Annotated in this window: 20 protein-coding genes; 11 read left to right on the top strand and 9 right to left on the bottom strand. The window is 62.4% G+C overall.

What is annotated here, in order from left to right:
• The first annotated feature begins 7 nt into the window (after positions 1-7).
• Positions 8-1,543 (top strand): sulfatase-like hydrolase/transferase, encoded by a 1,536-nt coding sequence (locus ACLI1C_RS02275; RefSeq protein WP_411395233.1) that lies wholly within the window; start codon positions 8-10, stop codon positions 1,541-1,543.
• A 439-nt stretch (positions 1,544-1,982) separates the two neighbouring features.
• Entirely contained in the window at positions 1,983-3,044 is a 1,062-nt protein-coding gene (locus ACLI1C_RS02270) for an acyltransferase family protein (RefSeq protein ID WP_411395232.1), read from the top strand.
• 931 nt (positions 3,045-3,975) lie between these two features.
• On the opposite strand, the gene ACLI1C_RS02265 is transcribed toward ACLI1C_RS02270, so the two are convergent.
• From ACLI1C_RS02265 to ACLI1C_RS02250, 4 genes are all read right to left on the bottom strand, one after another.
• On the bottom strand, positions 3,976-4,863 hold the full coding sequence (locus tag ACLI1C_RS02265; RefSeq protein WP_411395231.1) for a tyrosine-type recombinase/integrase: 888 nt from the start codon (positions 4,861-4,863) through the stop codon (positions 3,976-3,978).
• Positions 4,860-6,836, bottom strand: coding sequence for an AAA family ATPase (locus tag ACLI1C_RS02260; protein WP_411395230.1), 1,977 nt, complete (start codon positions 6,834-6,836; stop codon positions 4,860-4,862). The genes ACLI1C_RS02265 and ACLI1C_RS02260 overlap by 4 nt, the downstream gene beginning before the upstream one ends.
• Before the next feature lie 95 nt (positions 6,837-6,931).
• Positions 6,932-8,155 carry a DUF4357 domain-containing protein gene (locus ACLI1C_RS02255; RefSeq protein ID WP_411395229.1) on the bottom strand — a complete coding sequence of 408 codons (1,224 nt, stop codon included), beginning with the start codon at positions 8,153-8,155 and terminating at the stop codon, positions 6,932-6,934.
• Between the two features lie 728 nt (positions 8,156-8,883).
• A complete protein-coding gene (locus ACLI1C_RS02250) occupies positions 8,884-9,195 on the bottom strand; it encodes a hypothetical protein (protein ID WP_411395228.1) in 312 nt (103 codons plus the stop codon).
• Positions 9,196-9,374: 179 nt separating this feature from the next.
• Here ACLI1C_RS02250 and ACLI1C_RS02245 point away from each other — a divergent pair, with 179 nt between their 5' ends.
• The 3 genes from ACLI1C_RS02245 to ACLI1C_RS02235 all read left to right on the top strand — a co-directional run bounded on the left by ACLI1C_RS02245 (position 9,375) and on the right by ACLI1C_RS02235 (position 15,962).
• Complete coding sequence (locus ACLI1C_RS02245) at positions 9,375-10,181, top strand: transglutaminase-like domain-containing protein (protein ID WP_411395227.1); 807 nt, start codon at positions 9,375-9,377, stop codon at positions 10,179-10,181.
• Positions 10,182-10,806: 625 nt separating this feature from the next.
• A complete protein-coding gene (locus ACLI1C_RS02240; RefSeq protein WP_411395226.1) occupies positions 10,807-15,285 on the top strand; it encodes a peptidoglycan-binding protein in 4,479 nt (1,492 codons plus the stop codon).
• 290 nt (positions 15,286-15,575) lie between these two features.
• On the top strand, positions 15,576-15,962 hold the full coding sequence (locus tag ACLI1C_RS02235) for a septal ring lytic transglycosylase RlpA family protein (protein WP_411395225.1): 387 nt from the start codon (positions 15,576-15,578) through the stop codon (positions 15,960-15,962).
• Between the two features lie 247 nt (positions 15,963-16,209).
• Here ACLI1C_RS02235 and ACLI1C_RS02230 read toward each other — a convergent pair whose 3' ends face one another.
• Complete coding sequence (locus ACLI1C_RS02230; protein WP_411395224.1) at positions 16,210-17,160, bottom strand: DUF72 domain-containing protein; 951 nt, start codon at positions 17,158-17,160, stop codon at positions 16,210-16,212.
• A 135-nt stretch (positions 17,161-17,295) separates the two neighbouring features.
• On the opposite strand from ACLI1C_RS02230, the gene ACLI1C_RS02225 reads away from it, so the two are divergent.
• The gene (locus ACLI1C_RS02225; protein ID WP_411395223.1) at positions 17,296-18,117 is read left to right on the top strand and encodes a Ku protein; all 822 of its coding nucleotides are present in this window, start codon (positions 17,296-17,298) and stop codon (positions 18,115-18,117) included.
• Between the two features lie 29 nt (positions 18,118-18,146).
• Here the strand turns inward: ACLI1C_RS02225 and ACLI1C_RS02220 are convergent, their stop codons facing one another.
• Positions 18,147-19,016: a Ku protein gene (locus tag ACLI1C_RS02220; protein WP_411395222.1), complete on the bottom strand. Its 870-nt coding sequence runs from the start codon at positions 19,014-19,016 to the stop codon at positions 18,147-18,149.
• Between the two features lie 485 nt (positions 19,017-19,501).
• Here ACLI1C_RS02220 and ACLI1C_RS02215 point away from each other — a divergent pair, with 485 nt between their 5' ends.
• Complete coding sequence (locus ACLI1C_RS02215) at positions 19,502-19,738, top strand: hypothetical protein (RefSeq protein WP_411395221.1); 237 nt, start codon at positions 19,502-19,504, stop codon at positions 19,736-19,738.
• Between the two features lie 273 nt (positions 19,739-20,011).
• Here ACLI1C_RS02215 and ACLI1C_RS02210 read toward each other — a convergent pair whose 3' ends face one another.
• Positions 20,012-21,310: a DUF763 domain-containing protein gene (locus tag ACLI1C_RS02210; RefSeq protein ID WP_411395220.1), complete on the bottom strand. Its 1,299-nt coding sequence runs from the start codon at positions 21,308-21,310 to the stop codon at positions 20,012-20,014.
• Positions 21,311-21,429: 119 nt separating this feature from the next.
• Here ACLI1C_RS02210 and ACLI1C_RS02205 point away from each other — a divergent pair, with 119 nt between their 5' ends.
• The 4 genes from ACLI1C_RS02205 to ACLI1C_RS02190 all read left to right on the top strand — a co-directional run bounded on the left by ACLI1C_RS02205 (position 21,430) and on the right by ACLI1C_RS02190 (position 23,602).
• Entirely contained in the window at positions 21,430-21,669 is a 240-nt protein-coding gene (locus tag ACLI1C_RS02205) for a KTSC domain-containing protein (protein ID WP_411395219.1), read from the top strand.
• A 468-nt stretch (positions 21,670-22,137) separates the two neighbouring features.
• A complete protein-coding gene (locus ACLI1C_RS02200; RefSeq protein WP_411395218.1) occupies positions 22,138-22,389 on the top strand; it encodes a hypothetical protein in 252 nt (83 codons plus the stop codon).
• Entirely contained in the window at positions 22,389-22,580 is a 192-nt protein-coding gene (locus ACLI1C_RS02195; RefSeq protein WP_411395217.1) for a DUF4167 domain-containing protein, read from the top strand. Before ACLI1C_RS02200 ends, ACLI1C_RS02195 begins: the two co-directional genes overlap by 1 nt.
• Positions 22,580-23,602: a fatty acid desaturase gene (locus ACLI1C_RS02190; RefSeq protein WP_411395216.1), complete on the top strand. Its 1,023-nt coding sequence runs from the start codon at positions 22,580-22,582 to the stop codon at positions 23,600-23,602. Before ACLI1C_RS02195 ends, ACLI1C_RS02190 begins: the two co-directional genes overlap by 1 nt.
• A 264-nt stretch (positions 23,603-23,866) precedes the next feature.
• Here ACLI1C_RS02190 and ACLI1C_RS02185 read toward each other — a convergent pair whose 3' ends face one another.
• Both ACLI1C_RS02185 and ACLI1C_RS02180 read right to left on the bottom strand, forming a co-directional pair.
• On the bottom strand, positions 23,867-24,013 hold the full coding sequence (locus ACLI1C_RS02185) for a hypothetical protein (RefSeq protein WP_411395215.1): 147 nt from the start codon (positions 24,011-24,013) through the stop codon (positions 23,867-23,869).
• Between the two features lie 410 nt (positions 24,014-24,423).
• Positions 24,424-26,271 (bottom strand): ice-binding family protein, encoded by a 1,848-nt coding sequence (locus ACLI1C_RS02180; RefSeq protein ID WP_411395214.1) that lies wholly within the window; start codon positions 26,269-26,271, stop codon positions 24,424-24,426.
• Between the last annotated feature and the right edge of the window lie 176 nt (positions 26,272-26,447).

Below are 26,447 nucleotides of genomic sequence, written 5' to 3'. Positions count from 1 at the left end.
CAATGTAATGACACTGGGCCTTCTCGGCGCGGCGTCGGCCACCCCCGCCCTTAACTTCCTGGCTGCAAACCCAAACGGGACGATTCGAGGCCTGTCGCTGCTAGCATTTTCTGCCGCGTTCTTTGCTGCACTTACTCTAGCGGCGCTGGCTCTTTCGTTGCTCGTAAAGCTTCCCTTTTTTCGCTCCGCCTTGGTCATGAGCCTAGTGCCATTTCTCACGTTCTCATTCGGACTGGCTCAAGGCCCGCTTATTGACCGACCTTTACCCGGAGCGGTAATGATTGGCGTTTGGACCGTCGGGATTATCGCACTTTGGGCAATTTTCGCAAAGTTGTTCAGTTACAACCATTTCCGAAGCGCCGGGATCGCGTTTGTACTTATTTCTGCGACACTGCCACTTTTCACTGTTTTGGGGTCGGCCCGCAGCAGTAGCGACCCCACGAAACCAAGCGCGGACAACCTGGCCCTGCCGGTGGCTGCTAGTGCTAGCGAGACACTTAACGTGTACCACTTTGTGTTGGACGGATATGCTAGAGCGGATTCGTTGTTAGCAGTCTTAGGTTTCGACAATTCCCCATTTATTGCGGCCTTGGAAGAACGGGCATTTTCCTTCCCTACCAATACATATGCTAACTATCCCGTCACGTACCTGTCACTTGCTTCAACACTGGAGCAAAGACTTGTCGTGCCCGCAGGGCTCGGAACAAACGCCGACGAACACCTACCGTTTGTGCCAGCGCTTAGGGGGGACAATGCTTCGAAGAGAAGCTTTGTGAAGGCGGGATACTCCTACGCCCACTACGAGAATGGATGGTGGGTGCAATCCATGTGTGGGGAAGCCGTCGATTTGTGCATCGAGAACAGACCCCTGTTGAGCGAGACTGAGCTCACGTTCTTGTCGAACACACCAATTATCGCCGCGATCAAGCTTTGGTCTCCTACGACGCTTAGGTCGCTAACTGAGACTTTTACCGGCGGGCTAGGGATGATTGCCGATGCCTTGCCGCTCGACCGTCCCGGGCGGTGGTACACATTCCTACATGTGATGTCGCCACACTACCCGTACGAGTTCGCAAATGACTGCGGTTGGCGGTTTTCGGACCCCTCAGAGGAGTGGAGAGAAGTCGACAAGCCGCGTTACGTGAATGACATTCAGTGCACAAATAGGGCAATGCTACAGATCGTCGACAGGATAATCGGCGCCGATCCGAGCGCCATAATCTTGCTCCACTCTGACCACGGCTCCGCTTTCACCATTCGCCAGAGCCTCACGTTTGACGAATGGTCGCAACAGCAACTTGATGAGCGACTGGGCGTATTTGCAGCATTCCGGTTGCCGGACCTGTGTGATGAATGGTTATACAGCGGGATTTCGCCCGTAAACTTTCTCCGAATTGTTCAGGCTTGCGCCGCCGGAGCAGCCCAGCCAGAACTGTTGCCCGATCGTCATTTCATTACGTCTTGGACCGACAGAACCAGTGACGAATATGGCTCCGTGGCCGAATTTGAGTGCGACTCAACGTGTACGCCCCTCTTGAACTAACGGCATTTCCGTTAGGTGGTCCGGATGAGGTGCGGGGCGCGGCTGCAAAAGCCCCGGTACGCCGGCTCTACCTCTAGGAATGCCATCAGCACGGCAGTTACACTGCCGAGCGCCGCGTAGCGTCGGCGACATCGCCTTGTGCCAGGCGACGTGCTGCTCCAAGTTGATCATGGTTCAAATCCTATGGATGTGTTGTCACTTCAGGTGGGCATGAAAGCCAAGGAGCCCCGGTTGAATGCTAACCCTAAACCGAAGTATGAGTGCTCATGCTCAAGAAAATCGTCCGCTTCTGGAATAACTTGACTGCCCCGTTGGACTGCGAAGCTCACACCGTAAGCGGCGAGCCAATGGTCATGCGTCGTTCGCGTAGCGGCGAATGGGAAGTTCGCGGGCCTACGAACCAAGAAACCCGGGACGAACTGCAAGCGCAGGCCATAAAGTGACGATTGAAGGATCGACGCCCCGAGAGGCCGGCATAGACCTGCTGCGATCGCTTTCTGTCGTCTTGGTGGTGATGTCCCATTACGGTTTATTGCCAGAGTGGTTCCCGCTTGGTGGCTACCACGGTGTGATCGTCTTTTTTGCAGTGAGCGGCTACTGCATGGCCATGACGGCTCCCAAGAAAGAGTTCTGGTCATTTTGGGTCGCTCGATGCACGAGATTGCTGCCCGCCTTGGTAGTCTGCGCGCTTATCACTTTCGCGGTGGAAGCTGCGCTGTCGGCGGAACGAGGGCAGACCGGTCGTGACCTTATGCTGACCCTGTTCTGCATCCCCACGCTTGACGTGCCCTGTGAGGTCGTAAACGCCTGGGCAAAATCCCGAGATAGCGGCCTTCAATACCTTTTCGTTGACGGCGCCTACTGGTCATTGCTGGTCGAGTTCAGGTTCTACTTCGTATTTTCGATCTTCTATTTCGGCGTGTCGCGGATATGGCACCAAGGGAAACGCTTCACATGGGTGGCGGTCCTGGCTGCATCCTTGCTGGCATTCTCGCAGCCGGAGTTCGGCCAAGGAAGAGCGCGAGACTTCTTCCAGTACTTGCCCTTTTTCGCGTTTGGCCTGGCGGCCTTTCAGGTCCAGACAGGAGATCGGATTGCAGGATACGCTGGCCTCATCGCATCGATGCTCGTGCTCTGCAGCTATTCGATGGTGGGCATATCCTCAGTGTCGGCCCCGTTCGGCTTGGAAAGCACCATAAAATACTTGGCGCTCCTGTCGTTTAGTTTTTGGGCGATGCTGTGGAAGGCTCGACACTCTCGCTCAACAGTGCCCATCAAGTTTGTGGCTACGATTTCATACCCCTTGTACCTGATCCATCAGGACGTTGGGCTGGCTCTGATCGACTTCGCAGCCACCTTTGGACTTGATCCCCTGGCAACCAAGCTCGGTGTGGGCCTCATCGTAATTCTTATCGCAACTATCATCCACCGCACGGTGGAGATAAATGCACTTCGAATTGCCTATAGCTTTCCCTCGAAGGCCTCCGCCCGTCACGCCTAGTACGTGATCGCAGCGACCTGTTTCCTGTTGTACGAGACGCCGTCACATCTTTCTTAATGGCATAGGTCGCTCCATTCGGCATGATCCCGGTGACTGACAAAGTTCCTGCGGCTGCGAGCCTGTCGATGCGAATTGCCGCGAGCACTGCAGCGTCGCCTGTCACACCTCGCAACGAGCTCTGCCCGTTATTCTGGTTGCGGATATTATGCACGATGGCCGGGTCGACGCATTGGCCGATGAGAGCATCGATGCGGGTCTCCTCCAGGCCATAAGACTGGCTTTGCGGAAGTGGCTCGCGGCCTCCACGCCGCCGGAGAGATAGCTATTAATCTCGAAATGCTGATCGGCCACAAAGCTGATGCCTCCTGGATGCGGTCTGCCAGGACCGCGCTTTTCCCATTCGCGGTTGATGGAATCGGCCTCACGCTTGAGCAGGGTGGCACCGACGCCGCGCTTGTCGATCAGCAGCTCGGCATGGCCAAGTCAGGTGACGCCAATAGTTGTCCAGCCAAGGCTCACCAGCCGCCGTGGCATAGTATTTCGATCCGTGCCGATCGAGGTAGTGGCTGAGATAGGTCTGCACATCTTTTCGGTTCAAGGATCATAATACAATACAATCAATGACTTAATAGAAATCTGGCTGGTACGCCAGGATGTGAAACTGTCACTACAAATCGGACTCGCACTGCCCCAAGCAACCAGAAGGAATTCTGGCGCGACGAGCCGGACCTCCTTGGCGCCAAGCTGCCGGTGATTGCCTTGTGCTCCTGTCTGGGACACTCTTGGTTCCAGGTGAGCGCAGTCAGTGTCGACCGTATATCTCACTCGGGTCCAGGTGGCGGAACGCTACCCCCATATCTGTACATGCGCTGGCCAAGCTATCGAATGTGTGACCTCTGCCTTGGTGGGCTTGTGGCTAAGGACCCAACTTCTACTGCCAAACGTCGACATCGACATTCTCAACGTAGCGAGCCACAACGTTCATCGAGCGCCAGCCACCCACCCGCATGATCTTGAGGATGCCGTGGCCATCAAGCACGAGTTGCTGGGCTGCCCCCACACGCAAGGAATGGCCAGACACGTTGGATCCAGGCGGGGCTGGGGTCTCAGCAAGGCTAGCCAATTTCTTGAGCACGCGGGAGACAGTCAGCGGCTCCAGGTAGAGCGCAAGTGCCTTGGTCCGGTAAACGGGCCGCAGCAAGGGCCCGGAATCCGTCCCAATTGCTAAAAGCCATTCATCGACGAATTGACTGGTGCGGGTGGACAAATGCGCCGTGCGACCAGCGCCTTCGGGGTCGTTCTTGGCGCGCCGAACCAGCACGCTGTAGCGGCCATTGTCCTTCCGCGTGAAGTCACCGATGGAGAGGGCCACCAGTTCGCCGCGTCGGCACAATGTGTCGAAGCCGACAGTTACCAACACCTTGTCGCGCAATCCGATGAGATCGTTCGGGCAGACCGCAATGAGGGCATCGCACAGATCGGCCGTCAGCCCCAAGGCCTGCCTGGGTCGCGACGGCTGGGACCTGCGGATCCGGCGCATAGCCAGATCCACTTCAGTGTCCACGGTGGGGTCCACCAGCCTGCACAGCTGGTGAATCTTGCGAATGGCCAACAGCCGGTGCTTCATGGTGGCGGGTTTGAGCCGCGTGCCCTCGGCGCCCAGATAGGCCACGAGCGTTTCGACCGCTGCCGGAAGCGCTGGCACGCGCTTGCGACGACACCATAGGGCGAACAGCCCGAAGTCGCTCTGGTAGGCCTTCAACGTATGAACGGAATAGGCGCCGTCGAGGCGCCGCAGAGCCTTACGCCAGTCGATCATTTGGTGTTGCTCCCGCCACGCGCCGCATTCTCCGAGCGACGCGCCCGAACCGACACAGTCTTCTGCGGCCGCTGCTCGATGAGGACCTGGCCCTTGGTGATCTGGGCGGCGTTCTTGGCAAGGACCGCGGCGACCTGCTCGCCCGTGAGCAGACTCTGGGCCACGAGGGCCTCGGCCAGGGCGACAATGCCGGCCCGATGCAGGGTGACGATGCGCACCGCCCGGGTCAGAAGGCGCTTGAGACCCTTCTGCACCAGGTCGAACACCTCTTCGGTGTCGCAGTCGGCATGGATGAGCGTGTCATAGAGCCCCCACTCGCAAATGCCCCGGGTCAGCACCATGGTCGCCATTTCCAGATCGATCGCGGCACCGGAATGGGGACCCTTGTTGCCAACCACGACATCTGCCGCGCGCCCGGCAAGGTAAACCGTCACCAGATCCTCGAGCTCGTCGCGGTTGAGGAAGGATGGCAGCGGCATCGTCTGGGTGACGCCCCCGGAAACGCCATTAGCCAGAACGGAAACGCTCTTGACCCCGATGCCCAGCACTTCGGCGACCGTGGCATGCCCCGCCTCATGCACGGCAACAGCCTTGACCTCCTCGGCGCTGCGGGTTTCCTCGGGCACGACAGCCCAGAGGATGTCCTCCAGCATCAGCCCCCTGCCCTGGCTGCGGGCCCGGGATCGCGCAGCGCGCACAAAGCTCTCGATGCTGGCAGGCGTCGCACCAAGCGTGAAGCGAATGATCGCCGACAGGGCGGACGGGTCGATCTCGCCCCGAAGGTAGTGGACAAAAATCGCCAGCACCTCCTCCTCGGTTCGCGGTGCTCGAACGGTGACGCGTTGCTCGATGCGGCCCGCCCGGGTGAGGGCGCTGTCAATCCTAGTCACGTAGTTCGTGGCTGCTAGCAGCAGAACGGGCCTGCCCGAGGCGCGCAGGCGATCGACCTGGTTCAGCACGTGAGTAATCACGGTGGTCCACCACTGCCGGTCGCGTGGCTCAAGCGTGGCGCGATCGGGCAGTGCGTCGATCTCATCGAGAAAGCCGACCACGCAGTCGCCCTTCTGGAGGGCATCGAAGAAGGCGGCGCAGGCCTTGTTCACCCCACCCAGATGGCCATCGCTCGTGGTGAACCAGTCACCAATCGAGGTTGTCACCAACTGCCATCCAGCGGATCGGGCAATCGCGCCGGCAACCAGGGTCTTGCCCGTGCCCGGAGGGCCCTCAAGCACGCCGTAACGCAGCGTCGCGGGCAATGCGGCACCACTGGCGACCAACTTCAGCTGACCGACAGTGTCCTGGGCCCATGCGGCAAGATCGGTCGGCAGAGGCAGATCCTCGAGCAAGGGGTGCGCCGATCGCGTTTCGACCGACCCTGCTTCCGCCCTCTTGCCCGACAGCTGCCGGAGCCGACGAACGCAATCGGCCGCGCTGCTGCCGGGCCGCAGGGCCATGGTCAGCGCCGTCATGTCGAGCCCGGCCACATCGGCGTCCCGCAGACCGCACGCCACCTCACCGGTCAAGGCACGGATCGCGTGGCGCAACAGGCTGGCGCTGGCGAAGGGCAGCACGAGCCGGGCATCTGCCGCGGCAAGGATCATTGGCGGCAGCAGGGCAGCAGGGTCGGGCGAGCAGATCACCACGTGATCGCCGTCCGCGAAGTTTTCGAGCATCATGCTCACGACCCATTCATTGCCGTCCTTCTTGCGTTCCATGACGACAATGGTCGACGCATTGGCATAGGACCGCTCGATCTCAGCGGCCAGCGCCCGGGTCCAGCCGCCCGTGGGCGTGGTGATGAGGATGACGGTCGGAACCGCACTGGCCAGAGCCGCACGGACGGCGCCGGTCTTGATGGTCTTGAGGGCGGCAATGATCAAGGCCCTGGTGGGGGTCATGGCCTTGCCGTCGGTAGTGTCGGCATTGGCGGTGGTGTCGGTGTCGAAGTCGTCTTCGTTGGGCAGTTCGCGCATGGCATATCCTTGAGCTGCGGCCGGGCCGCGCTGTGTCTGGAAAGGGGAAGAGGCGATGCGAAGCGGCAATGGGCCGCTCCGCATGGGTGAGCGGCCTAGAGCCGCGGGCCCCGTTCGACCGGAGCCGCCAGGGGCCGCCAGATCTCGGGCTTGTGGCGCGAGCCCACCACGAAATTGGCGGCGCCCGACGCGGTGCTGAATGGCAGGTCCTTGGTCAGCAGCAGGTGATTGCCACTTTTGCGGAGGCCGCCGTCATAGAGCAGCTCCTGGCGCTGGCGCGAGGCGATGGACCCCGCCGATGGCTGGGGCGTGACGCGCACCTGGCTGCCCGCCAGCACGATCCACTGGCCGTCCTCGACCCGGGCATGGGCCACGACGCCGCAGGAGTTGAGGCGGTAGAAGGCCCGCCCCTCCGCCTCGCCCGCAGCGGGGTTGGCAGCCGCGCCGTCGCCGTCCGGCCAGAACTGAGCGACAGATTTTGTGCGCTGAGGGGCAGCTGCTCCGGTAAAGGCGAGGCCTGCCTCGCGCACCGCCGTGACCACCTGGAGCACGAACTGGTCAACCGCGGCAAACTCCGCGGCGGTGACGTCGGCTCCGACAGGCAGGTCCTTGTTGAGGCGCCTGAGGTCGACCGCTTCGTCCACTTCCCGTGTCAGCTGGCGCTCCGCCACCTTGACCTGCGCCTCGCTCAGGCTGTCGGCGCAGTCCACTGCGGCGATGACCAGCTCGGGCAGGCCGTAACGACGCAGATGCGCCCCCCAGGCGATGCGGCAGGCGGTATCGCCCGAGCGGCCGACATAGGCGGAATTGCCATAGAGCGCCAGATAGATGCCCTTGCGGCGCATATAGGGTTCGCGGGTGAAGAAGGCCCGGTCCACGCCCCGGGCGAAGAAGATTTCGGGGCGCGGCGTCACGATCTGGAGCCGGCGCAGTCCGCCCTTGCCCCTGTGCTCGGTATCGTTGTCCGAACCGCCCGCCGGATCCTTGGCCTTACGCAGCGGCGGCGTCACCCGCCGGCGCAGCAGGCTATTGCCATCGAGCAGGCCCGGCTCGATGGTGAGCACGCCATGCCGCACGAAGCGGGTGACGGCTTCGGCGGGATTGGCATGGTCGGGCAGCAGCGCCATGAGTTCGCCCAGCGTGGCAGAGCCGGTCTCGTCGATCTGGGCCAGCACGGCGACCTGGGTGCTGGCATCGATCAGCGGGTCGTCGATGAGCCCGGGCAGGTCATGCCAGTGCTCGGGCAGCCTGGAAGTGGTGATATCGTCCGAACTGGACTTGCAGGCGAGGTCGTCCCCGCCCAGAGTGGCCTTAGCCATGGGATGCTCCTGTTAGCGCAGTGAGTTCAACCTGTGGTTAGGCTGGCTGGGTGGTGAGACACCCAGTCAGCCGCCTCTGCCTCCTTGGAAAGCAGGTCCCCGGAAGGACTGGTGGCCGCAGGATCGGCCCGAGATCGAGCCGACGATGTGAGGGTTGCCGGGATCCGTTTTGCTGTCAAGCCCATGTTCTGGCTTTGTTCAAGATGGTTAACGGGCGGTGCCATCGGCGTCGGTTCGGGTGCGTTGCGGGCCTTTGGAAGAGCGGATTTGCCCTCGGCAGGGGCCTGCATTTGCTGCAAATGACCGATAATGGCTTGGCGCCTCGAGGGGTGACAGCCGCCATCGGCTCAGGGGTTGTGACAGGCGATGGCGGACGCGCCTGTCGACCCGCGGCGGCACTGCGGCTTGTTGGGTCGACCTCCCCCCACAGGCGGCTGGCCGGGGCCGCGCCGGGCGCCATGCAGGTCATCGGCCGGCTTGGGCCGCGCCGGTTCGAGGCTGCCCATCGCGCCGGCCGCCGGGCCCCGCCCCCGCGGGATGGTCTCGACCAAAGCGGGGGTGGCGCGGTTGCCGTGGCGGCGACCGGGGCTCGGCCCGGCGGGCCGTGCGACGATCTCGGGGCTTGATGTCGCCGCCGCGCCATGGCGGGGGACCTGAGCGCTGTGCATCTGGGCGCGTGCATCACTGCAGCTGGATCAAGGCTTGCCAGGCGCCATGCCAAGGCCCCTTCAAGGCTCCAGCGTATACAGCCGCACCATGGTGAGCGGAGAGTTTGGCATCTGCCAATAGACGCGCGCGGCGAGGTTGCTCCTGGCGCCGCTGCGCGCAACTTTGAGGCCGAGAGCCTGCGCAACCGCATCTTCCGGACTTGCCGCATCCACCAGGACGTCAGGCCTCACCTCTTCAGACGTCAGGTCAACAACTCGAAATTGCCTCAGCATCGCTTCAATCGCCGTTGCGTCCAGGGGCTCGCTAGAAGAAGGAAGCCCCGGAGGATTGGTTCCGGGGCTATCCACGCAAAACGGACTGGATGGGCTCATGCCTTGATTGCCGGAACGCAGGAACCAATTCAGTCACCGGGTCTGCCCGGCTCACGATGCCGATTTCACGATGAACTACCGCTACCGTCGCTATGGAACTGCCATAGTCGTCCCAAGTTTATGTGGGGCACCATCCAAGTCGATTTGCATGGATGCGCAGCGAGATGCGAGGATTGGGAATGCGGATCAAGGCTGGATATTCACTGACCTACGATTGTCCTCAGCCGACCCCCATGCTGCTGACGCTGAACATCCACCCGTCGCGTCGACATGACCTTCTTACCCCGCAGGTCGTGGGCTTCGTACCGGAGCTAGACCCGTGGGAATATCTGGATGTCTATGGCAACGTATGCACCAGGATAACTGCCCCAAAAGGCTCGTTGACGATATCTACCCAGTTTGAGATCTATGATCCGGGCCAGCCAGACATCGTCCCGCTCGATGCTCGACAGCATGACATCCGCGACCTTCCCGATGACACACTTATCTATCTCTTAGGCTCAAGGTACTGCGAGACAGACAGGCTAACCCACGTCGCATGGGAGCTCTTCGGGAAAACACCGCCTGGATGGTCTCGTGTTCAGGCCATTCTTGACTTCGTGCATCAGCACATTGTCTTCGATTATCAGAAGGCAGATGCAATCCGAACGGCATATGGCAGCTATATCGAAAAGACCGGGGTTTGCCGCGACTTCGCGCATTTGGCCCTAACGTTCTGTCGATGCATGAACATCCCAGCGCGGTATTGCACCGGATACCTGGGAGACATTGGAGTGCCGGCCAACCCCGATCCGATGGACTTCTCCGGATGGTTTGAGGTTTACCTGGGCGGCCACTGGTATACGGCCGACGCTCGGCATAACGAACCACGTATTGGCAGGATCCTGATGGGGGTGGGTCGCGATGCAACCGATGTGGCCATTTCAACCCAGTTTGGTCCAGCAACGCTGTCAAGCTTTTCTGTCACAACCTATGAGATTTCCTAAGGGCGTTCGGGCAACGCGGACCCCAGATGGCCGGCCGTGCCCTGGGGCTATCGCGGCCGGCCGCTCCATATCCTGTCCGCATCGGGGCGGCTGGCTGTGATCGGCGACCGGCGCGGCGGTAATCCGGGCTGGTCGCATGCCCGGTAGTCGCGCCGGCATCGGCACCCTGCCCAAGCCGGCGCCGCGGGGGCCAGACGAGGAACGCCCACCCAGGGGCTGGGTGGGCGTCTGACTACGGTCGATCACGCGGACACAGTACATTTCGCGCGCATTGATGCTGCGCCCCACTCATGAAAGAATTCTTAGCGGCTGTGATTGTCTCAGGCCCATTCTGCTCGTATTGCAACTTGCCGTTTTCTCGCGGGGCGGGCCACAGCGAAATGGCCGCACCATCACCGGTTCCGCCGGATCGACCGGCCATCCTGTCTCTTGCGCACGCGCACTTTCCAGATCTGTTTGCGAGGTGGACCTAGGTCCAGCAAAATCACTCGACTTAAGTCGCTTCCAATATCGTGGGGCCGGGGCGTTAATTTTGCCCTTGCCCGACCGACGGGATTGGCTCGTCGCGGTCGGCTGGCCGGGGATCAGGATGGGCGTACGGGTTCGACTTTGCGGACTGGTACTAGTGGCGCTGCTCACGGTGGGGCCGGCGCAGTCCCAAGACATCTTCCAGACCTTCCTTTCGATCATCAATGAAAATTCGCGTTCCGACCCGCGCAATCCCGCAATCGTCAGGCCGGTCGTTGACGCCGAGCTGCTGCAGGTCCAGCGCCAGCTTGCCGCCCTTGGCTATGATGTCGGCGTCCCCGATGGGGTGATGGGGCCACGCACGCGTCAGGCCATCGTGGCCTACCAGCAATCGATCGGCACCGTGCCAACCGGCACGCTTACCCTGGCGGAACGCGACCTGCTGTTCGGAGGCGGCGTCGCCATCGCACCTCCTGCCTCCGCGCCGCCCACCGGACGCCTCGACTTCGACCTGCTGCATGATATCGACCTGCCCGGCAATGATTTCCGCTCCGGCATGAGCGAGCCGGCGCTCAAGGGCCTCGCCCTCGATGGGTGCCTGGCGGCCTGCGCCGGCGACGGGCGTTGCCAGGCTTTCACCTACAATGCCCGGGCCAGGGTCTGTTTCCTCAAGACCTCCGGCACCAACCCCTCGGCATTCGGCGGCGCCATTTCCGGGCTGCGCAAAGGCATCGGCAGTCCCACCGGCGCTCCCATGGCCGCCCCTGAAGGGCTGCGGGCACTGCTGCCCGCCGAAGTGGCGCAGCTGCAGGCTGGTCTCAACCGGCGCGGTTACGATGCCGGTTCGCCGGACGGGGTCGTCGGCGGCAGGACCCGAGCCGCGATCGCCAGTTTCCTGGCCGACAATCCGGGTCGGGCAAGCCAGGACATCAACGTCGCCCTGATGCAGGCCGTGCTCGGCCAGACCAGTTCGCTTCCTCCTGCCGCGCCGGTTATCGACGCCGCCAGTTATCGCACACTGGAAGAGGCCGACCGCGACCTGGCGCTCATCGCGCTGGCAAGGGACAACAGTCTTCTCGATGATCGCAGGCTGCAAACCTGGTTCAGCCGAGACGCCCGCAATCGCGACTTCGGCGACAACTTTGCCCTCATCACGGCCTATGACAACGGCAACACGGTGGAGCGCGCGGCCATTCTGACGCGATATCGGCAGACCTTGATCGATGAGGCCAACGCCTTCGTCGCTGACCCCGCAAACCTGCAGTTCCGCATAAGACTGACCAACCATGTCCAGTTCGGTGTCTACGAACCGGGCAAGGGTCTGGCCATCACCCCCGGCCATCTCGACGTTCTCGCGGAAAAACGCATGCTCTACCGCACGATCGTTGCCGACAGGGTGTTCGGCGGGCTGACGCTCGATGCCCCCGATATTGGTCATGTTCCCGTCGCCGACCAGGCTGCCGCGGCAGCGCTGATCAACAGCATCGAGGCGCGCTCGGGCAACAGGCTCGGCAATATCACGGTGTGGCTGACGATCAGCGAAATCGGTATCGACCGCAACGCCGCCACGACCCCGCTTGCCGCCGACATTCCCATGACTGTCAGCATCGACAAGATCTCGTTGATGACCTATGGCCGCGACGGCAAGATGCTGGGTGAGGAAATAGAGGTCCTCTATCTTCCATCGGACGCCGTGCGCCCGCAGTCGGCTCCTGCTGACAATGGGCTGGTGGCCAGCAGGCTGGAGCTGCTGCAGGTCGAGGGGCACCTTGTCGTGCCCGGCGATCGCCAGGGAGGCGACACGCTCGGATATGCCCTGGGCGCCGGCCCGGGATATATGGAAAAACTCGCCCGGTTTCTCAACCTGGCGGCGATACGGCTCAACCCTGACCGCACAGCCGACTGGATCGAGGAGCCCGCGACGCGGGTATTGATGACCCAGGGCCAGCATCTGCGCGTCTACGGCAAGACCGCAAGCGAATTCCACCGCTTCGCCAATGAGTTCGACCGCCGCAAGGCCATGCAGATCTATTCCGGGGAGATCGTGCCCGAACTCATTGCGGCGGCGCCCAGCCTGCCTGCCAGTGTGGTCTCGATCAGCATTGCCCAATTGGGCGAATATGACTTTGCGAGCGGCAGCTTTCCGATCGCTTATCCTCGACCGCAACTCTTCGGGCTGCCGGACAATCTGGGTCGCCTCCGTTCGACGGCACTATACCAGAGCCTGCCATCGAGCCTGGCCATCGACGAGGCGACGGCCGAAGTCATGGTGCGGACGGCGAGCTATGGCCAGCCGGTGGTCTATGTCGCCACCTTTGGCACCCTGTCGCTGCCGCCGCCGGGCGTCGTCGCAGGCAATGCAGGCAACAGTACGGAGCAAGGGGACCCGCTCTACGGTGCCCTGGCTTTTGCGCCGGCTCGTGCCGGGATCTTTGCCGATCCCTGGCTGACGCAGCGTCTGCTGGACCTCGACCCGGCCATCGCGGTGCACGACCCCGAGGGGCCGCGCCCGCCGCTACCGCCGACAGCCACAGAACTGGCCCTCAGCCAGATTGCCGTTACCACCGAACTCGAGTTGCTCGGGCATGCTTACGACCGGTTGTTGTCGAAGGGCACCGCGCCTTCGATCATTGAAAGCCACCGGGATGTGCGTGCCGCCGACGAGTTCGCGGTCGCGGCACGGCGCCAGGAGATCGAGACCGCCCTTGTCGATGCATCACGGCGGCCTGTATGGCTCAGGGGCGTCATTGCCTTTGGCACCTACCGTACCGACACGGGCAGCTTCGAGGCCGCTGAGATTGATTTCTACGAACCCGAGGCAGGCGGCTTTTCCGCCAATTACCGCTATAGCCTCGTCGATCCGGGGCAATTGACCAACCTGCCCATAGCAGCTGACACCGCCAGGCAGATTGTCGAAACGTGGGGCCGACGCATGGAAGTCCTGGTCCAGGTCGACCTTGTCGATATCGCCAGCGATGCCGGCGTGGGCACTCCCACCTACCAGATTGCGCTCGACATCAATGAAATGCTGATCCTGACGGAGGCCGACGGTTCATCGGAGCCGCAAAAGCTGGTGGCGCGCGTCACGCCCAGCTCATCCTTGGCGACGGCCGCCTCGCAGCCCGGCTCCGCGCCGCCGTTGCGCCAGCTCGACCCAGAAACGCTTGACTACCTGCGCATCAAGTATGCCCCCCAAACCATGGACGACGCCGCCTATGAGCGCATGATGTCGGCCCGCTGGGCCATGGAACAGGTCAAGTGGGTGAGCGCGGAGGAGCACTTCTTTCCCGCCGGCACGGACCTGCTCAGCCCCGCCGTGCGGCAACGCTGGCTCCCCGACTTCAAAGTCTGGGCCCAGAGCCGGGTGGCCTCGCTTTCCGGACCGCTTCGGCTCGCATGCGCCAATGCCATCGGCAAGGACAACTGGTCGTCCCCGCTCCGGGATCCCATCCTCGCGCTGCAGCCCGACCTGGCCGAAGCGGCCCTGCTCGATCGCATCTCGGCGCGCTACGCCACCCGCCACATGACTGGCCCGGTCTATTTCGAGATCGAGGGCTATCTGATGGAGGCGCAGGTCTGCGGCAACGGCGTGGCTCCCTATCCTCTGATCGAGGGCCTCGGCCTCAAGGCCCCCGTGCGGAGCGGCGCCGTGATCAGGCTGGACAATGCCGTGATGCCCGGCACCGCTGAACGGCGCGGCATGGACGTCGATCTCCATGTCGTCATCGACAGCGTCGAAATGGTCGCGCACCCCCAAGGCGGCCAGGTGGGGATGCTGATCAATGCACGTTTCGACAGCGCATGGTACGCCGGCACCCCACCGGTCCAGGCGGCCAGCGCCGCCGATCTGGAGACCCTCCTGGCCGAGAGCAACGCCGCAACGGCCACCCCCACGCCGGAAAGCTGGGATATCGTCGGCCTCAGGCCCGGGCAGTCGCTGGAAGAAGCGGACGCGATCATCCGCAAGCATATGGCGGTGGCGGCCGTCTACGAGCGCCAGCAGGGTCAGCGTACAACGCCCTACTTCCACAATGAACGCTCCTATATCGACGCGACGCTGTCCGAAGCGATCACCCTGATCTACGAGCCCACCCAGTCAGGCGACGTGGTGTTTGTCATTGCCCGCCAGGTGGGCAAGCCCGGCGATACAATGCCGACCGACGATATCCTGGCCGGGCTGCGTGCCAAATACGGTCCGGAAGCTTCCGTAGGGATGCCCGTTCCGGGAAACTTCACCATACGCTGGCATTCGCAGCCCGAGCCGAGATCCAGCCGTGGCCTGAGCGACCTGCAGCATTGCGGCAATCCCAGCATCACGACCCAGCCGAACTGGACCCCCATCGAGGGTAGCGTCGAGGCTATGGATCCGAGCATCGTCGGCAACATCCAGGTGCGCGGCTACATGGTCCTGCCCGGTACCGCCGACCTTCATCCCGAATCCCTCGAACTCGGCATGCTCGACTGCGGCGTTTCCATCATGGCCAGCAAGGGCAAGAGCGGCAATAACGACTACCTGCAGATCCAGATGGTCGACTATGCCGGCTATGCCAGGGCCCATGCCGAAGCTCAGGTCTTGGCCCAGCAGGCTGCGCCCACCGGCCAAGCCGGCGCGCCTGTCCTTGATATCAAGTTCTAATCTTCCGCCAGACTCCGTATCCAGGAAAGGAACCCAAGCCGAGGTGCCGTCCGATGGTTGCTCGCAGCGAGTTGATCATCGCCGGCGGTTCGGCGCGTTCGATGGCCTGCGGCGAAAATCAGCAGCACCAGGTCGGGTTGACCATCCAGGACCGGACATAATTTGCTGCTGGCGCCACAAAGCTGTGGCGCCAAGGGGGGAGATGGCCAGGAAATGGCCTTGCTCCAGCCCGATACAGCACCTCTACCGGCCACATCCATTCAGCAAAAGGGCGCCCACAAACGCCATGAATGGAAAAAGGTTCCCTTATGCAGAAATTTTGCCGTGCCGCCCTGCTCACTCTCGCACTGGCTCTGCCGTCATCAGTACAGGTGGTAACCGCCGCACAGACGATTACCGGAGTGGCCTCCTGGTATGGACCGGGCTTTCATGGGCGGACCACCGCGAATGGCGAACGCTACGACATGCACGGCCTCACTGCTGCTCACAAGACCCTCGCCTTCGGGACGGAGGTCAAAGTGACCAACAGCACCAATGGCAAGGCCGTGATTGTCCGGATCAACGATCGCGGCCCTTTTGTGGGCAGCCGCATCATTGATCTATCGAAAAAGGCGGCAGAAGCCATCGACATGATCGGCCCCGGCACGGCCGCGGTCACCGTTCAGGTGCTGACCTGACCTGAAAGCTGTGAGGCACCCTCAAGCCACGGGCTGACTGGCACCAAGACGCACGCATTTCCCTCCTGGCACTGGGTTACCCCTCCAGCTGGGCGCCACCGGGATGGTCCGGGCCAGGAGCCATCGGTCAGACCGACGCGCGAGCGGGGACAATCAGCCTGGGAGTTGTGCTGGAGAACGCATCCGGAGCGACACGACTGAGGCTTTCGAGCCATTGTCGGTGGCCTGGGTCGGGCCGAAACGCCACCTACGGTCCCGGCAGCGGCTGATCCGGACCATTCTTGTCAAACTCCGAGAGGATTTTGGCGAGCATTGCCGCATTCTTGATCGCATGGCCGTCGAAGTCATTGTTGAAGTAGATCCACACCCGCTTGGCATGAACGTTCCGGATGCGGCCGGCCCATGCCGTCAGTTCATCATGGCTGTAATCGTGGCGATACCAGCGCTCAACGCCATGAAACCGGATGTAGACATCATCGGACGTCTTGATCACATCGTCTGGCAGGCGTGGCGCGCTGCACGAACAAAAGATGGCGCCCGCCTGCCTGAAGGCCGCGTAAACCGCGTCATTCCACCAGCTTTTGTGCCGAAATTCGATCACGTTGCGGCGGGCGGGATCGAGCTGGGCCAAAATGTTCCCAAGCCGGGCCGGCGAGTAATGATAGCTGGGGGGCAACTGGAACAGGAAGCAACCCATCAGCGGACCCAACAGGTCAGCGATATAGCCGAAATCCCGCACCAGAGTCCCGGTTCCGTCGAACGTCTTGATATGGGTGATCAGTTCCGACACCTTGACGGTATAGACCATATCCCGGCCTTCTGCCTGTTTGCGCCATGACTCCACCGTTGCCAGGGTCGGCCAGGCATAGAAGGGCGCGTTCAGCTCCACGGTGCTGAAATGGTCGGCATAATGGGCGAACCACTCCCTGGTCGGCATTTGCGTGGGGTAGAAGCTGCCTCTCAGGTGCCAATAGAACCAGCCCGAGCAACCGATGTTGAGGGACGGCGGCGCCGAGGCTTGTGGCGGGCTCCCGCTGGCTTGCGCCAGCAAGCGAGCTTTGTGCATCTTGCTCGCACGCAGGACCGTGATCTCGCGTTGCTTTATCCGCCTGGCCGCCCTTCTGGCGCGACGCTCTTCGATTGTAAGGGGTTCTGATTGGGCCATTCCCCAAAACAAGCCAGCGGCTAGATGGTTCACGCCAACTGCCAGGACGCGCGCGTTCTGCGCGCTACGACCACGATGGGTCTGACCAATGCTGCACCAGAGGCGGGCAGTGCTGACGGGAACGGAGCGGTCAATCTGGCGTTCCTGTCATCTGTGCAGGAGGCGCGAATGGCTGTTCGACCATATTGGAAAGGCTACCTCAAACTGTCGCTGGTGACCTGCGCCGTGACGCTGTCGCCGGCGACCACCCAGGGCGAGAAGGTTCGCTTCCATACCCTCAACCGCAAGACCGGTGAACGCATCCATACCCAGTATGTCGATGCGGTTTCGGGCAAGGCTGTTGATGATGACGATCAGACCAAGGCCTACGAGAAGGGCGAAGATGACTATGTCATCCTTGAAGAGGAAGACCTCGACGCCGTGCAGCTGGAAAGCGCCCGGACCATCGACATAGACGAGTTCGTTGAGGCCGATACCATCGAGTGGGTCTATCTCGACAGCCCCTATTTTGTCGTGCCCGCCGACGAGGTGGGCGAAGAGGCCTTCACGGTGATCAGGGAAGCCATGACGGATAGCGAGGTTGTCGGCATTTCGCGCCTGGTCATGGGGGGGCGTGAACGGGCCGTGATGCTGCAGCCCTGGGATAACGGCATCATCCTGTGGACCCTGCGGTACGGCGACGAGGTCCGCGACGAGGATGACTATTTCAAGAGCGTCACGGCGGGAAAGCCAGACGCCAAGATGCTGTCCATGGTCGAGGAGATCATCGAGGACCGCACCACGACCTGGTCTGAATCCATGGTGAAGGATCCGGTGCAGGACCGCTTGCTCGAGATCATCAAGTCCAAACAGGCGCCAAAGCGGAAGCCGAAAGCCAAGAGTGACGAGGCAGAGCCAGTCGAGCCACAGAGCAACGTGATCGACCTGATGTCCGCACTCAAGAAGAGCCTTGAGGGGAAATCCAGCGCCGACAAGAAGGCCCGTCGTTAACTGGCCTTCCGGCGTGCCGCTGCCGGTTTTTAACTGGCCTTCCGGCGTGCCGCTGCCGGTTTGGCGGCAGTGGCGTTATCCTTTTTCGATGTGGTCTTCTTCCGCACCTTTTTGCCTGGGCTTTCGCCCTCCCCCGCGCTGAGCCGCAGCGCCTCGAGAAGATCATTCGCCTTGGTGGGCTCGGGCCGGCGCAGGGGAACCACTTTCCGACCGTCGATCTTTGCCTTGACGAGCTCGGCAAGAGCCTCCTCGTAGCGGTCGTCGAACTTGTCAGGCTCGAATTCACCCGCCTTGGTCTTGAGGATGTGTTGCGCGAGCTCGAGCATCTCCGGCTCGATCTTGCGCTTCTTGATGTCCGCGAAGGCGTCTTTGGCAGAGCGCACCTCGTAGTCAAAATTGAGGGTGGTGGCGATCAGACCCTTGCGATGGGCACGGATCAGGACCGGGCGCAGGCGGCGGAATAGGACCGTGTGGGCGATGGCCGCGACCTTCTGCTGGCGCAGGGCCTCACGGATGAGGACGAAGCTCTCTTCCGTGGCCTCGGATGCCGGCAGGAGGTAATAGGGCTTGTCGAAGTAGGTCGGCTCAACACGGCTGCAGGCGATGAAGGCGTCGACGGTCAAGCTCTTGTCGCTGTCGGGTATGGCCGCAGCGATTTCCTCTGGCTCCAGAACGACATACGACCCCTCATGGGTCTCGTAGCCTTTGACCTGGTCCTCGGATTCGACGGGCTTATCGGTCTTGTTATCGACATAGATCCGCCGCAGCCGATGGCCGGTCTTGCGGTTGACCATATGCAGGGAAATTCGATCGGACGTGGTCGCGGCGGTGTACATCTTCACCGGGCAGACGATTTCGGCGATCTTGATCACACCAGTCCATACTGCTCGCGCGGCCATTACGTCCTCCGTTTCCGGAGGCAGAACGGGTAGAAAGCGCCAGACGTTCCACTCGTGACCGGCTCCGCAGTCTGCTCGCGCAAGGTCAATACGGCGCAGGGCGGCGCACGAGCGCAGGTGTGAACGCAGCAATATGCTCGCGGCGGTAGCGGGGTAGATGGCCGTCAGGGACGCAAGCTCCTGAGCGACACGTGGGCAGATGCCAACCGCTGACACCCAACGTGCCAGGTAAGAAACCGCAAAGTAAGCCGCACAATCACAGCGACGCCGTTTCAAGGGGTGCTACGGCACCAACTCTTCGCATCGCCAGTCCCGTGCGATACAGTGGAATAGGCTGGCGGTACCAGGCGCGCACCGACATCGGTTCCGCTGTCTCCATCGCCGCGTTTGTCGAAAGCGGCACGAAGGCGGCCTGATGCGAAAACCGTCCCAGTCCAGAACCGGTATACTGCGGGACGATGATTCTTCGTGCATGGGACCAACCCATGGCAATCAACCACGCCCCGGCAATCCTGAAGTGGCGCCAGGACGTTGACCGCTATGAGGGCGGCTTGTCCCCCTCTCTTCGGTCTTCTACCGTGTCGACTATGCTGTTCGGCTGCAACGAATGGATCCGCACGCATGCCGAGGCCGCGTCTCCAGAGGACATAGCGCGGATCGAGCATATCAGATCCGAACTCGAGGGTTGGCTGGCAGAACGAGGGTTGACCTTCTCCGGTTAACGGACGCAACGCAGGGTCTGGCCGCCGCCCCCATGGGTTTGAGTGATCGCCTGGCGACGACGTCACATCGGACATTCGTCTGAGCCCTCGCAACCTGTACCGGGCCATTTACCTCACTCTTTCTGGGCGAGGACCTCAACGCTGGCCGGTCCTGACGTTATCTTCTCACCAGGTTGGCCTGCCTTGCGACATACCCGGGGGGATCATCGACATGAGGTCGGCCTGCCTGCCTCCGGCGGAAATCGAACCAGGCTGCGGACCGGTTATGGCGCCTTAGGATGCACGTTCCGTTCCGTCATGGGTCGCCGGCCCATGCCTGGATCCGGCTACACCTGAAACGGTCGATGCGGACGTATGATCATCGAAAACCGTGCGACCGCCATAGTCACGCGAGCTTGCCCGCTCTCGTGCAATATAAGACTTGAGCGATGGGCCCGTGGCCGAGGCCTCAAGGATCCTTGCCTGTGCATCCAGTCGCTTGATTGCCCCCAGCTGCTCGTCCTGCCCCAGCCGCGACCTGGTCACGGCACCCTTCAGCACCTGGATGGTGCGGTCATAGACTGCCAACGGGACGGGAAACGGATGACCATCTTTGCCGCCATGAGCCATTGCGAACCGGCCGGGATCGGCAAAGCGATGCGGAGCGCCGTGAACGACCTCGGCAACCATTGCCAGCGATTCCACCGTCCGGGCGCCTACCCCTGGCACAAGAAGCAGTTGGGCGAAATCGACAGGTCCTCGATCGGCGGCCGCGGCCAAGCTGCCGTGGAGACGCCTGAGCATGACATCGCTGGGCCGCAGGTCGTGATGTTCGGGCATGACCAAGTGAGGCAGGAAGGGCTGGCCATTGGGCTGCTCGACCAGGCCACGCAGCTTTCCCACTTCCCGCACGATGGCGTCGGGACCGAGTGAGGTCAGAAGATCTACGCTTCCCGTCCTCGCTCCTGCCGCCCGAATATCGGTCAGGTTGATGATTTCGCCCTGAGCCTGTCCTTCGATCGCGGCGTGGGGCCGCTCCACGAAGCTGCTCAAGCCCTGGGAGGTCCAGTGATAGCGGCGTGCCTGGCCAGCATCGCCTTTCATGCCCTGCTGCACGACAACCCACTTGCCATCGGCCGCGACGATAAAGCCATGGAGGTAGAGATCAAAGCCGTCCTGGACGGCGGCACTGTCGACCTTGGCAACGAGACGGCTGGTGGAGGCCAGCGCGCTCCCGTCGAACCCCACTCTGTCCCCGATCGATATCAATTCGGCCGGGGTGCTGCGGGAGTGCTTGCCGCGTCCGCCGCAGACATGCAGGCCCAGCTCCTTCTCCAATGGCGCCAGGCCGCGCTTGAGAGCGCCGATCACGCTCGTGGTGATCCCGGAGGAATGCCAGTCCATGCCCATGACGGCGCCAAAGGATTGAAACCAGAATGGATGGGCCAGCCGCTGCAGCAGCTCGTCTCTGCCATACTCGGCAACCACCGCTTCGCAGATCAGCGCTCCAAGCTTGGCCATGCGTTCGCTCAGCCAGCGCGGGACTCTGCCGCCATGCAATGGGAGATCGGCACTGCCGGAACGGATTGCCACGACTACCTCTTGGGTTGCGAGCGACTATAACAGGGAACAAAGCAGAAACAACCATGCGTCGGCGTATCGGGCTGGGCAACCTTCCAGGCCGTGCCCGGTTGCCTCGAAGGAGGCCTGCCATGCCATCGAACCTGATCCGCAAGAGTTGTTACGACCCTGCGACGAAAATCCTCTCGATCTGGCTCGTCACCAACGGCAGACGCTATGACTATCTCGACGTTCCGCCGGAGACATACGGCGCGTTCAGCAGGGCCTTTTCCAAGGGCTGGTTCTTCAACCGGCATATTCGGAGTTCGTTCACCCTGCGGCAGGATGAGCATGGACGGACAGCCCCACCGGCGAACAGCGCCGGTGGGTGACGATACCAGCTTCAACTTGGCTTGCCTGCCCCGCCTCGCGTTCGCCACAAACCTCTGTCACAACTGCGCTTACGTTTTTCAGCCCCGTTGGCTGCGCCCGTCACCGGTTCACCGGCCCCGGCCCACCTCCTTCCAATTGCGAGCGTTAGGTACCCCTTGGCATATGCTGCTCTGGGTCATTGCCCGCGCGTTTCCCGGACCAAAGGCCCCGTGCCGAGCTCTATCGCGGCGGCGACTGCCTACGCAGTCACAAGGTCCAGGGACGTTCTGCGCCGCCGTAAGAGCAATTGGCTTGCACGCAAGGCGGCTCCTGTCGGCCTTCAGGCGCCAGTTCGGATCGGTGATGCCATCTCAGCGCGGCAATGGGCCGGCTCCATCGGAAGCCGGGTACCCGCTGCGCCGCAGGCACGAACGCATCGGGTCCCGCACCATCGATACGAACAGCATCAACCCAGAGAGATCTTTTTCATGGATGAGTTCAACTACAAGGCCAGCGCAGAGCTGTTTCCCAGCCGGCGCTACGCCAAGACCCAGCAGACCCGCTACCGCCGCTTCGCGACCGCGGCGGAGGCCATCCGCTACCTCATCGAGGACCTTCCCAGCAGCGGTCGCGCTGGCTCGTTCCTTGAAGTGGAGGAGAAGCGCTTTGAGGGCGAGGCTATCCGCGCGCTCTATGATGCCGCCGCCTATCCGCTTGGCAGACGGAAGATCGCTGCCTGATGAGTACTTTCAGCGCAAGAGCCAGCCGGCACGAGCCGCCAGCGGTCGATAAAAACGCCGCGATCGCACGACAGCAGCACTACCTGAGGCTGGCCGATGCACGGGTTACGGCCGGTGACCGCGTCGCGGCGGAAAACTACTTCCAGCACGCCGAGCACTTCCTTCGTTGCGCAATCGAAGGAACACGCTGATGAGCGAGATCGCACCAGGCGCCTCGTCAAGCGACCGGCCATGGCCGCAGATCATGTCCCGCTACCGCCAGCCTGACCGATGGCGCAGCACGCTCGAACTGGCGATCTCCCTCGCACCATTCGTCGTCTGCTGGGGACTGGCCTGGACCTCTCTGGCTTATGGCTTCTGGTGGGGCCTGGTGTTCACCATTCCCGCCGCCGGCTTCCTTGTCAGGCTCTTCTTGATCCAGCACGACAGCGGCCATGGCGCCTTTTTCGCGCACCGGCAGGCGGACGATTGGACGGGGCGCATCATCGGCGTTTTGACGGTGACGCCCTACGACTATTGGCGCCGAACCCATGCCCAGCATCATGCCACCGCCGGCAATCTCGATATGCGCGGCATCGGCGATGTCGAGACGCTGACGGTCAGCGAGTACCGGGCTCTGTCGCGGACGGGCCGACTGCGCTATCGGCTCTACCGGCACCCGGTCGTGATGTTCGGGATCGGACCGTTATGGCTGTTCCTGCTGCAGCACCGCTGGCCGGTCGGCATGATGCGCTCCGGCGCGGCACCCTGGATATCCACAATGGCCACGAATGTCGGTATCGCCCTGCTTGCTTTCGCGCTGGTGTGGTTATTCGGCTGGCAGGCCCTGGTGTTGATCCACCTGCCCGTCGTGATCATGGCGGCGGCGGCCGGAGTCTGGCTGTTCTATGTCCAGCACCAGTTCGAGACAACGCACTGGGCCGGGGCGTCGGACTGGCAGTTCAAGGAAGCGGCCCTGCACGGGTCGTCCTATTACGACTTGCCGGTCATTCTCGGATGGCTGACTGCCAATATCGGCATACATCACGTGCATCACCTCGCCAGCAGGATCCCGTATTATCGCCTGCCCGAGGTGCTCCGCGATTACCCCGAGCTTAAAGCTATCGGCCGGATTACCATTGCCGACAGCCTCCAGGGCGTGAAGCTGGTGCTCTGGGACGAGCGTCGGCGAAAGCTTGTCTCGTTTCGCGAGGCTGGAGCGCACCCATTTTGACCGGACAGGCGGTACAGCGATGAGGCATAGAGGGATAGGCGCGCATCTATGGGTGCAGTCCTCAAGTCCCTGCCGTCATCTCGTCGGGATGGTTTGTAATTTGATGTGATCGCGGCCGTCGAGCGCCGCTGCGGACGCTAAAGGTCCACACCGCACAACGCACAGGGCATGCCCTGGACTTCGCTGCGGTGCGCAGCCCGCACGGCAACGGCAGGTTCGCGGCCCTTCCCGGGCGGGCTCTTTGGGGGAGTGTGGGCTTGCCGCCTATCGCGGCTTAGCCGGCGCGAAGTGGGACAGGCCGGTGCGGTCTGCCGCCTGGCCGGCACCTTGGTCCTCGGCGCTCAGCAACAGGCCTGCAGCCGCCAGACCGGCCATGACGATAAAGGATAGAACCAGCAGCAGCGTGAGCATCTCATTTCTCCATCAGTGGCAATACTGCCCCTATAACGCCGCGATTTCACAATAGTTCAGACAATATTTGAAGATTACAACAGGCTTACAAGCACTGTAATTTTACTGAAATACTTTGTAGATGGACAGTTCGGAACCAGATATTCAGGTTTCTGATCTGGCCGCGACGGCTACGAAGGGCAGTTCCGCCCATCTCGAGACATTATCCGAAAGTCTAGGCAGGACCTGCCCTTGGCGCCGCACCCGCTGTCATGGTCGGGGACGATGGGTCCAAGATCGGGATCTGTCGCGCCAAAGGGGATCGGCACCCCGGCAACGGCAGGGCCGAACAGCGCCCGGCTTGGGCGGGATCGCAGGTGGTGCTGGCCTGGCTTAGCGGCCCATCGGCCTACGAGGAAGGATCTGCCGCCCTACCAGCGATAGGAAAGACGGCCGGTGCCGGAATAGGCGCTGCTATTGGTCGACAGGTCGGCCGCAACGGTGCCGCCGGCTCTGAAGCCATTGTCGAAGGCGACATCGAGGCCGACAGAGACCAGCAACGACGTCTGGTGAGCCGCGGCGCCCTCAACGGTGAAGCGCGAGCCGGGCAAGGCCTGGAACGAGGCTGTCTTGCTGGTATTGCCGCCGAAATCCTGCGCCAGCCCGACCGCCGAATTCAAGGTCACATGGCCACCCTCGAAATCGTGGGTCCAATCGGCCTTGATGCCGAGTTCGGCTCGGCCCGTCACCACGGTCTGGCCGTCATAGGCCAGCGCGAAGATCGGGCTTCCGGCAATGGTGGTCTCGGCATAGGCCGGCGTGGTGACCGCTTGCCCGCGCAGGCTCGCATAGGGGGTAAAATTGCCGAACCGGTGTCCGACCTCGATCTCGCCGGCCAGGTTATGCGCCGAAAAGCGGGCAGCGAAGCGATCAATGCCGGCAAAGGTCAGCACGCGTTCGGTGGTCACGTCGTGATAGCCGTAAGCCGCGACCGCGGCCACGTAAGTGTCGTCCTGCTCGGTTCTGCCGTAGAGAGCGGCGTGGAAGGCATCAGTCGTCCCATTGCCCAGGCCATCGGCGAGGCCGAAACTGGCGCCGCCCTTCGAAACCGACAGCCCCAGCATGGTATAGGGATCGAGCTGGCGTTCAAAGCCGGCGGCGATGCCGACGTCGCGCACGGTGCGATCATGGGTGGCCGTCGCGGCGCTCCCTGCAGTAAAGCTATAGCCCCCAAGGCCGGCGATCCAGACACCCCAGTCCTTGCTGGCTACAGCCGGATTGTCGAATGCCTCCAGCGCGGCAACGCGGCGACTGGCGGCAACCGGAGCATAGCCCATGACGCTGATCGTATTGTCCTCGTCATAGCCCGAGGCGCTCAGCACGCCCGGACCGCTTCGACTGGTCATCACCGTATCGAGAAATGAATCCATGGTCTGGGTGGCGGCCGGCGCGACGCTGGTCGCCACTTCGCCCGAGAGCTGCTGCAGCGCCAGAGCCAGCGTTGCCGCATCGAGGGTTGCCAGCGCCTGAAAGGCGAGCGGCAGGGTTCCGCCACCGGCACTATAGGCATCGATGGCCTGGGCAACGGCCAGGGCCGACGTCGAGCCCGTGCCGCCCAGCGCGTTCCCCACGCTGACCGAGGCTGCGGCCAGGCAGATGGCAATGACATTGGTGTCGAGCGTGACGGCGCCATTGCGCGCCAGCGCGGCGCCACAATTGATCGAGGCGCCGGTATTGAGCGTGATGCTGGTCAGCGCCAGGATGCGGCCGCGGAATTCCGATGTGGTGCCCAGGGTCGCCGAACTGCCGACCTGGAAATAGACGTTGGCCGCATTGGCGCCGTTGATGAGCAGGACGCGCGAGGCAGTGGCAGTGGTCAGCGTCGAGCCGATCTGGAAGACGAAGGTGGCAGCGGGATCGCCCTGTCCGTCAAGGATCAGATCACCGGTGATGGCCAGGGTCGTGGCGGAGGTGTAGGTGCCGGCCCGCAATGTCTGCCCGCCAATATCGCCGGCCACTACGTTTCCCGCGGGCAGGCCCGCCAGAATGTTGTAGGCGCTGGCCAGATCGGCCTGGCCCTGGGTCGAAATGGCATTGGCGGCATAGATCATGCCGTTGACGGTGCCGGGCGGGAACCCCACCACGGCGCTGCCCGGGCTAACGCCGACGTCGCCATCGATCACGGAAGGTCCGGTATTGGTCACGGTCGAGCCGGCCAGCACGGCAAAGCCGAATGGCGGGCCATAGGGCGCCGGCTGCGCACTGGCCTGGCCAGTCATGGCGCCAAGACCCAGCAGCAACGTCCCCCAGAAATGCCAAAGTATACTACGAAGCACTGGGGAATTACGCATAGACATTCCAATCGGACACAACGAACCACTGGCTTTTCCGACTGGAAAAACGCGCGACAACTCTAATTCCTGCAAAGATTTTTAGTTTCGTCCGCGCCACACGA

Origin of the sequence: Devosia sp. XGJD_8 (assembly GCF_046614475.1) — a bacterium.
Lineage (GTDB): Bacteria > Pseudomonadota > Alphaproteobacteria > Rhizobiales > Devosiaceae > Devosia.
Note: the sequence above shows the minus strand (reverse complement) of the source record. Positions and strands in the feature narration are given on the sequence as shown.

Excerpts from the sequence above, each read along its gene's own strand:
- ACLI1C_RS02275 (WP_411395233.1), top strand. The coding sequence starts at position 8 with ATGACACTGGGCCTTCTCGGCGCGGCGTCGGCCACCCCCGCCCTTAAC.
- ACLI1C_RS02265 (WP_411395231.1), bottom strand. The coding sequence starts at position 4,863 with ATGATCGACTGGCGTAAGGCTCTGCGGCGCCTCGACGGCGCCTATTCC.
- ACLI1C_RS02260 (WP_411395230.1), bottom strand. The coding sequence starts at position 6,836 with ATGCGCGAACTGCCCAACGAAGACGACTTCGACACCGACACCACCGCC.
- ACLI1C_RS02255 (WP_411395229.1), bottom strand. The coding sequence starts at position 8,155 with ATGGCTAAGGCCACTCTGGGCGGGGACGACCTCGCCTGCAAGTCCAGT.
- ACLI1C_RS02250 (WP_411395228.1), bottom strand. The coding sequence starts at position 9,195 with ATGAGCCCATCCAGTCCGTTTTGCGTGGATAGCCCCGGAACCAATCCT.
- ACLI1C_RS02245 (WP_411395227.1), top strand. The coding sequence starts at position 9,375 with ATGCGGATCAAGGCTGGATATTCACTGACCTACGATTGTCCTCAGCCG.
- ACLI1C_RS02235 (WP_411395225.1), top strand. The coding sequence starts at position 15,576 with ATGGAAAAAGGTTCCCTTATGCAGAAATTTTGCCGTGCCGCCCTGCTC.
- ACLI1C_RS02225 (WP_411395223.1), top strand. The coding sequence starts at position 17,296 with ATGGCTGTTCGACCATATTGGAAAGGCTACCTCAAACTGTCGCTGGTG.
- ACLI1C_RS02220 (WP_411395222.1), bottom strand. The coding sequence starts at position 19,016 with ATGGCCGCGCGAGCAGTATGGACTGGTGTGATCAAGATCGCCGAAATC.
- ACLI1C_RS02215 (WP_411395221.1), top strand. The coding sequence starts at position 19,502 with ATGGCAATCAACCACGCCCCGGCAATCCTGAAGTGGCGCCAGGACGTT.
- ACLI1C_RS02205 (WP_411395219.1), top strand. The coding sequence starts at position 21,430 with ATGCCATCGAACCTGATCCGCAAGAGTTGTTACGACCCTGCGACGAAA.
- ACLI1C_RS02200 (WP_411395218.1), top strand. The coding sequence starts at position 22,138 with ATGGATGAGTTCAACTACAAGGCCAGCGCAGAGCTGTTTCCCAGCCGG.
- ACLI1C_RS02195 (WP_411395217.1), top strand. The coding sequence starts at position 22,389 with ATGAGTACTTTCAGCGCAAGAGCCAGCCGGCACGAGCCGCCAGCGGTC.
- ACLI1C_RS02190 (WP_411395216.1), top strand. The coding sequence starts at position 22,580 with ATGAGCGAGATCGCACCAGGCGCCTCGTCAAGCGACCGGCCATGGCCG.
- ACLI1C_RS02185 (WP_411395215.1), bottom strand. The coding sequence starts at position 24,013 with ATGCTCACGCTGCTGCTGGTTCTATCCTTTATCGTCATGGCCGGTCTG.
- ACLI1C_RS02180 (WP_411395214.1), bottom strand. The coding sequence starts at position 26,271 with ATGACTGGCCAGGCCAGTGCGCAGCCGGCGCCCTATGGCCCGCCATTC.